Raw genomic sequence first — 368 nt, forward strand, 5'->3', positions numbered from 1 at the left:
TTGAAGCTACTAGTGAAAGCACCAGCAAAGATTAATCTGTCGTTAGATGTACTGGGAAAAAGACAAGACGGATATCATGAAGTGAAAATGATTATGACAACCATTGATTTAGCAGATCGTCTAGAACTAACGGAATTAGCAGAAGACCGTATTGAAATTTTATCCCATAATCGGTATGTCCCAGACGACCAACGAAATTTAGCTTATCAGGCAGCGAAATTATTAAAAGAGAAGTTTAATGTAAAAAAAGGTGTATCTATTACTATTGAAAAAACGATTCCAGTAGCAGCTGGATTAGCAGGTGGAAGTAGTGATGCAGCAGCGACATTACGTGGTCTTAATAAATTATGGAATTTAGGGCTTACAAT

1 protein-coding gene is annotated in these 368 nt (G+C 36.4%); it reads left to right on the plus strand.

Translation table 11 applies throughout. From position 1 onward, the window contains the following. On the plus strand, positions 1–368 hold a 368-nt coding region (gene ispE / locus SB717_RS34115), incomplete at both ends, for a 4-(cytidine 5'-diphospho)-2-C-methyl-D-erythritol kinase (RefSeq protein ID WP_410907254.1).

It is taken from the genome of Priestia sp. SIMBA_032, from assembly GCF_046535215.1.
GTDB classification, from domain to species: domain Bacteria; phylum Bacillota; class Bacilli; order Bacillales; family Bacillaceae_H; genus Priestia; species Priestia aryabhattai.